The sequence below is a fragment of the Rhizobium cerradonense genome (assembly GCF_030182455.1).
GTDB lineage: Bacteria > Pseudomonadota > Alphaproteobacteria > Rhizobiales > Rhizobiaceae > Rhizobium.
The window spans coordinates 1-5,396 of record NZ_JAQJCK010000051.1 but is presented as its reverse complement, the minus strand read 5'-3'; the positions used below and the strand labels follow the sequence as shown (position 1 = coordinate 5,396).

Annotated in this window: 6 protein-coding genes and 1 pseudogene; 4 read left to right on the top strand and 3 right to left on the bottom strand. The window is 54.9% G+C overall.

Features of this window, described 5'->3' with window-relative positions; translation table 11 throughout:
• The coding region (locus tag PH547_RS33365) for a transposase (RefSeq protein WP_285170455.1) at positions 1-279 on the top strand (279 nt) is incomplete at its 5' end.
• Between the two features lie 370 nt (positions 280-649).
• Here the strand turns inward: PH547_RS33365 and PH547_RS33360 are convergent.
• Positions 650-955 carry a DUF982 domain-containing protein gene (locus tag PH547_RS33360; RefSeq protein ID WP_004112697.1) on the bottom strand — a complete coding sequence of 102 codons (306 nt, stop codon included), beginning with the start codon at positions 953-955 and terminating at the stop codon, positions 650-652.
• A gap of 626 nt (positions 956-1,581) precedes the next feature.
• Positions 1,582-2,040 (bottom strand): phasin, encoded by a 459-nt coding sequence (locus PH547_RS33355; RefSeq protein ID WP_004112695.1) that lies wholly within the window; start codon positions 2,038-2,040, stop codon positions 1,582-1,584.
• Positions 2,041-2,713: 673 nt separating this feature from the next.
• Between PH547_RS33355 and PH547_RS33350 the strand changes: the two genes are divergently transcribed.
• The 3 genes and pseudogenes from PH547_RS33350 to PH547_RS33340 all read left to right on the top strand — a co-directional run.
• The gene (locus PH547_RS33350; RefSeq protein WP_004112693.1) at positions 2,714-3,469 is read left to right on the top strand and encodes an aquaporin; all 756 of its coding nucleotides are present in this window, start codon (positions 2,714-2,716) and stop codon (positions 3,467-3,469) included.
• Between the two features lie 575 nt (positions 3,470-4,044).
• The gene (locus tag PH547_RS33345) at positions 4,045-4,635 is read left to right on the top strand and encodes a NodA family N-acyltransferase (RefSeq protein ID WP_004112689.1); all 591 of its coding nucleotides are present in this window, start codon (positions 4,045-4,047) and stop codon (positions 4,633-4,635) included.
• A gap of 113 nt (positions 4,636-4,748) precedes the next feature.
• Positions 4,749-5,096: pseudogene (locus PH547_RS33340) on the top strand (LysR family transcriptional regulator); the annotation flags it as partial.
• 151 nt (positions 5,097-5,247) lie between these two features.
• Here the strand turns inward: PH547_RS33340 and PH547_RS33335 are convergent.
• Positions 5,248-5,396, bottom strand: a 149-nt coding sequence (locus tag PH547_RS33335; RefSeq protein WP_285170456.1) for an ATP-binding protein, incomplete at its 5' end; no start/stop codon positions are given.

The window sequence follows — 5,396 nt, the reverse complement described above, 5'->3', positions numbered from 1 at the left end:
GCCCATGCCATCCTCATCATGGATCAGGCGGGATGGCACATGTCCAACAATCTCGTCGTGCCCGAAAACATAACGATCCTGCCGCTCCCGCCGAAATCGCCAGAGTTGAACCCGGTCGAAAACCTCTGGCTCTTCATGCGCGAGAATTGGCTCTCGAACCGAGTCTTCAAATCCTACGACGATATCGTCAATCACTGTTGCGACGCATGGCGAAAACTCGAAAGTCAGCCCTGGCGCATCATGTCCATCGGACGCAGAGAATGGGCCAATGCGTTCTGATCAATGAGAAGCCGTATTAGTTCGATCGGGGGAACGACAACATGCAGTGCCGGCGATCGCTAGATTGCAGAACGTCGATTGCACGCGCGCGCTCGTGCAACTCCGATAGACGACTGCGAATTTGCCGTGCTCGTTGAATAATGTATCGAATGTGAGATCGACAAGAAGGAGATACGTCTGCGCTACGCGAAGCTGCTCGGCAAGCGCACTCATTCACACCTTGCTCGTTTCGGTGCATGATCAACCGGCCGTTGTCGCCAAGGTCGACCACACCGCCAAGGAACTAGCCTTCATCAGACGGTCGACGGGGGCGATCTGGATTGGACTTGAAAGCGCAAGTCCAGCCTTGAGCAAAGCGGGACCATCCAAATCATTGGACGAGAGCCCGCCGAGCGATTCGTCCCGGGTGGGCGTTCGGCTTGGCTTTCAAAGGGGCCACCATGCCGGCTTCGAGGCAAGCGGCCATGAATGCCTCTCGTGCAACGACGGCGGCTACGCCGCCATTGAGGGCACCGCGACAGGTCCTGATGGCACGCTGATGGCGCTCGCCATAACGCAATGGCCATTCGTTTTCGAGAAAATCCAAAGCATCGTAAACGCCCGCAAACGTCCGCTCAAGACCACACTGCAGTCGGATAGTGACCAGACGAGTCCAGGAGACATCGGTTATCGGCATCCTATTTTCCTTTCCAATGTCACCTGTGACCATCCGGCAAATATTGGAATAACTTTCGCGCGTTCAAGAGTCGGAACGACGCGAAGTCGCCTTGATCGAGCCAGCAGGGGGCGACCCTCAAGGCAGAGCGGGTGGCAAACGTCGCCTGTTACGATGCGACGCGATATCGTGAAACTTGCCACCGCCTACGGCAATAATCGCAAAGCCTTTTCTCTGATCGTGCGTGGTGCGGCCAACCAAGCCGCTCCCTTGCGAAGATCGCACCGACTGACGATCGTAGAACGGGAGAGTCGTCGTTAGCTGCGATGATCAGGATGGCGCAAGGTATCGAGCAACTAAGCCCTTGCTAGCCGCGCGCCTCCCGACGACCACTTCAAAAAAGCGGTTATTGCCGAGGCTGCGACCGCGTCAGTTTCCTTGCTTCGGCAATTAAGCGCTATCACATCCCACGGCTCCTTCTGTCAAACAATTCTTTAGTGGCCTTGGATTCTCTAAACGAAACTAGGATCATGATCCGTCGATTGAAATTGCGAACACAACAGATCGTAGGGTAGCGCTCGTCTTCCTCCTAATTAAGACGGAGGGTACAACAGTCCCATAGGACGTTGTTGCACTGGCCAGCCAATTTATACTGCCTTGAGGTCCGCCAAAAATTTGTCAAATGCATTGTTGATCGGCTTGGCGATCTCAGCCACTGCCTTGCTCGCCAGTGCCCGGAATTCCTTGGCATTCTCGATGCTGGTGTCTACGCGCTTGTGCAGGAACGCCGATTGGAGTTCGAAGACTTGTGACGGCGAGTTCGCGCCGAACAACGCTTGCAAATGCGAGAAACCGGCCACCGCATTCGCCTGCAACGCAGCGACGGACTTAAGCGACAATTCGTAGCCGGCCAGCGTTGCGGTTTCGAAGATCGGAGTGAGTATTTTTTGCGCCTCTTCAGCGCTCGACGCGAATTTAAAGAAAGCTTCGGTCAACTGTTTGTTCCCCTTTTCTACGGATGCCCCGATTTGATCGGCCACCTTCAGAGGCGATGATGCTGAATTTTCGATTGTTTCAAAGGACCTTTCTGAAACCTTGGTGGTCATAGTGCTATTCCTTCTCACGTTGTTTGTTAATGTCGCTAGGCACGGCGATATTGTTGAAAAATTTGATCCTGAGAGTATCACCTGGCAGTTTGGACATGGACAAATGCGGAACTCAGTTTGACGGCCGTTCTTCAGAAACGGATCCGAGAGATCCGAATTGGCTCCGTTACCGCCTGGTTTAGGAAGGCGGCCATATACTTGGCTGCTTCTTGCCGCCTAACGACGAGTACGTGCAAACTCGATGCCAACTAGGCATACGCTTTCAAAAAGGTGTTTCCGAGTATTGTTCTGCCGCTTGCGCGCAAATCTTCAGACTGCAACGCGTCTGCTATGTCGCTTATTGTCGGACTCAAGACTTTTTTGAACGCCAGATAGATCGACCCTCGGAGTGATCGCTCTGCCGTAGACCCACTTTTGTTTGGCACGAAACTTGTGTGTTTATCGCAGACCGCCGGGAGCAAGCCGCAGCAAGGGCACCGGTCCTGATCTCGGCTGGTCGTCACAAAATTGAAGTCAACGACATAGGGCACAGAACGGACCGGACGATTGATCCTGTGGGCGTCAAAGGGTTCTGGCGAACACTGCATCGATAACCTGCCAAAAACCCAGTCGGCAGCGAGAATGTCGAGGTTGACGACAAATATCCGCAGAGATGCAATCAACGGAGTTAAGGATGAATAGATATTTTTGCGAATTACTAGGAACGTTTGCGCTCATTTTCTTCGGCTGCGGCACACTCGTCTTTATGCGTTCCGAGGTGGGCCCCCTCGGTGTCGCTCTTGCCTTCGGGATGACAGTGGTGGCGATGGCCTACGCGATTGGCCCAGTATCAGGCGCTCATCTCAATCCCGCGGTCAGCCTCGGTTTTCTTGTTTCGCGACGGTTTGGACTGTGGGACTTCCTCGCGTATGTCTTGGCTCAAAGTGCGGGGGCTATAGCGGCCGCAGGCGCTCTCTATGTGATAGCCATGGACAAAGTCGGTGGCTACGACATTGCCGTAGAAGGTTTCGCCCAAAACGGCTGGGGAGCTTATGGGGTCAGATCTGTGTTCCTGTTTGAGTTCATCTCCACGTTCCTGTTTGTAACGGTATTTCTCAAAAGCACCACCGAGGAAGGGGCGGGCACTGTCGCAGGTTTTGCAATTGGTCTTACCTTAGTCGCAATCCATCTGGCCGGCATTTCGGTTTCGGGTGCTTCTGTAAACCCTGCACGGTCGCTCGGCCCGGCGCTCTTTGCAGGGGAGACGGCGCGCTCACAGCTCTGGCTCTATATAATTGCACCGATGCTCGGTGCTGTTGCGGCGGGCCTTCTGCAACTCACTGAAGTTCTCGCGTTTCGACCAACAAGCAACTCGCTGAAGCGCAATGGCGCTACTCTTGCAGGGCGAAGTAGAGCTGATGCAGCTCGCCACTTCCAACCGCGCCCCTGACCGGGATTTCGACGGACTTCACATTTCCTTGGCGGCGAACCGCCCCGCCCCCGAGCCAGTATGGGGCTACATGTCACGTGATTCCATTTCCGCCGTTTCATTGTCACCTAAGCCGGTTCCAATCTCGTCTTTAGGGCGCATCGACCTTCTTTCCCGAGAGGAAAATCGGACCGCGGCCAGTATTGGAAAAAACTTGGGTCCATTCAGACCTAGCCCAACGGCCGAAAATACGTCCGATCGATATTGCGGCTGATGCTCCTTCAGGAGTCCTCTGTGAGCGGTTCGAACGCGAGCACTTTTTGGCTTCACCTGCAAACACTCTCTGCTCACCATTATGAGCGCTGCTCATGGATCCATGAAGGAATGCCATTTCAGTTTTGGTTCGCCTCATGATATTGGCCGCTGGGGTCAAGGATATCGCCTCGCCCGCGTCCATAGGACGAAGAGCATCAGCCTTGCAGGAAAGCCATCGGCCAGCACTTGTGCCGATATACTACCATTGCTTGTCGTAGCGATATAATAACAACCCTTAGGCCGTAAATCGTCCGGCCAGCGTCAAAAGAAGAGGTCTTTGAATGCGCGCAGACGTGCAGTGGAAATTGTGCTGGGAAAATGAGTTGCAACTCTCCGATCATGTCGAACTCGCCGAGTTCTTTCGGAAGACATACGGGCCGACTGGCGCGTTTAATGCAAAGCCGTTCCAAGGCAGTCAAAGCTGGGCCGGAGCAAGACCGGAGCTTCGTGCGATCGCGTACGACTCGATCGGTGTTGCGGCCCATCTGGGCTTGCTGCGCCGCTTCATCAAAGTTGACGGGGTAGACCTTTTGGTGGCTGAGCTAGGTTTATATGGAGTGCGTCCGGATCTCGAGGGGCTCGGCATCGCCCATTCGATTCAGGTTATGCTTCCCACATTGCAGAAGTTTCAAGTTCCATTCGCCTTCGGTACGGTTCGACCCGAGCTGCGGAAACACATTGAAAGATTCGGCCGACACAGTCCACTGACTGTTGTGTCGCAGGTGAGCGTACGATCTACGCTGCCACACGCACGCATCGACTTGCCGCCCACCCGTGTCGAGGATCCGCTTGTCATCATTATGCCGATTGGACAGCCCATCTCCGCCTGGCCAGCCGGTACGATGATCGACCGGAACGGACCGGAGTTATGAGCTACCTCGACTGCTAGCGGAAGTGCTCAGGCTCCTCGTGGAGCTCACTGTCCCAAGCGCAATCCGGTCCGGTCATCGGCAGGATCATATCGGCCGCCATCGGATGAAGAAATATGCGGTTCAATGGCCTTGATCTCAATCTTCTGGTTGCGCTCGACGCCCTGATGAGCGAACGTAATCTGACGGCGGCGGCGCGCAGCATTAACCTGAGCCAGCCAGCCATGAGCGCGGCGGTCGCACGGCTGCGCACCTTCTTCCAAGATGAGCTGTTTACGATCGCTGGGCGCGAATTTATCCCCACACCTAGGGCAGAAAGCCTGGCACCCGCCTTGCGAGATGCTCTGCTCCATGTTCAGCTCTCCATTATTTCCAGAGAGCCGTTTGACCCCGCCCAATCGGATCGTCGCTTCAAAGTTATCCTTTCCGATTACGTCGCGCTCGTATTTTTCGAAAAAGTCGTTGAGTGTGTATTCCAATGAAACCGGACGGGGTTTCCGATCATTGACCGGACGCTTATTCCAGCGTTTTACCGGACGCGATTCCGAGGCGAAGCCGGACGGTGTAGAGCGTCTCTGGGCCTGAGTTGATCATTGTCGGCGAATATCAGGCTGGTCAAGCCTGAGTTGCATCCTCGGCTGACAGGTTTCGATGTTTGCGCAGGCTCTCACCGGAAAGTTCGATGCGGTAGGCGTTGTGGACGAGGCGATCCAGCACGGCGTCGGCGATCGTGGGATTTCCGATCATATCGTACCAGTGGTCCA

Coding starts and splice junctions, on each gene's coding strand:
- PH547_RS33360 (WP_004112697.1), bottom strand. CDS start 955: ATGCCGATAACCGATGTCTCCTGGACTCGTCTGGTCACTATCCGACTG.
- PH547_RS33355 (WP_004112695.1), bottom strand. CDS start 2,040: ATGACCACCAAGGTTTCAGAAAGGTCCTTTGAAACAATCGAAAATTCA.
- PH547_RS33350 (WP_004112693.1), top strand. CDS start 2,714: ATGAATAGATATTTTTGCGAATTACTAGGAACGTTTGCGCTCATTTTC.
- PH547_RS33345 (WP_004112689.1), top strand. CDS start 4,045: ATGCGCGCAGACGTGCAGTGGAAATTGTGCTGGGAAAATGAGTTGCAA.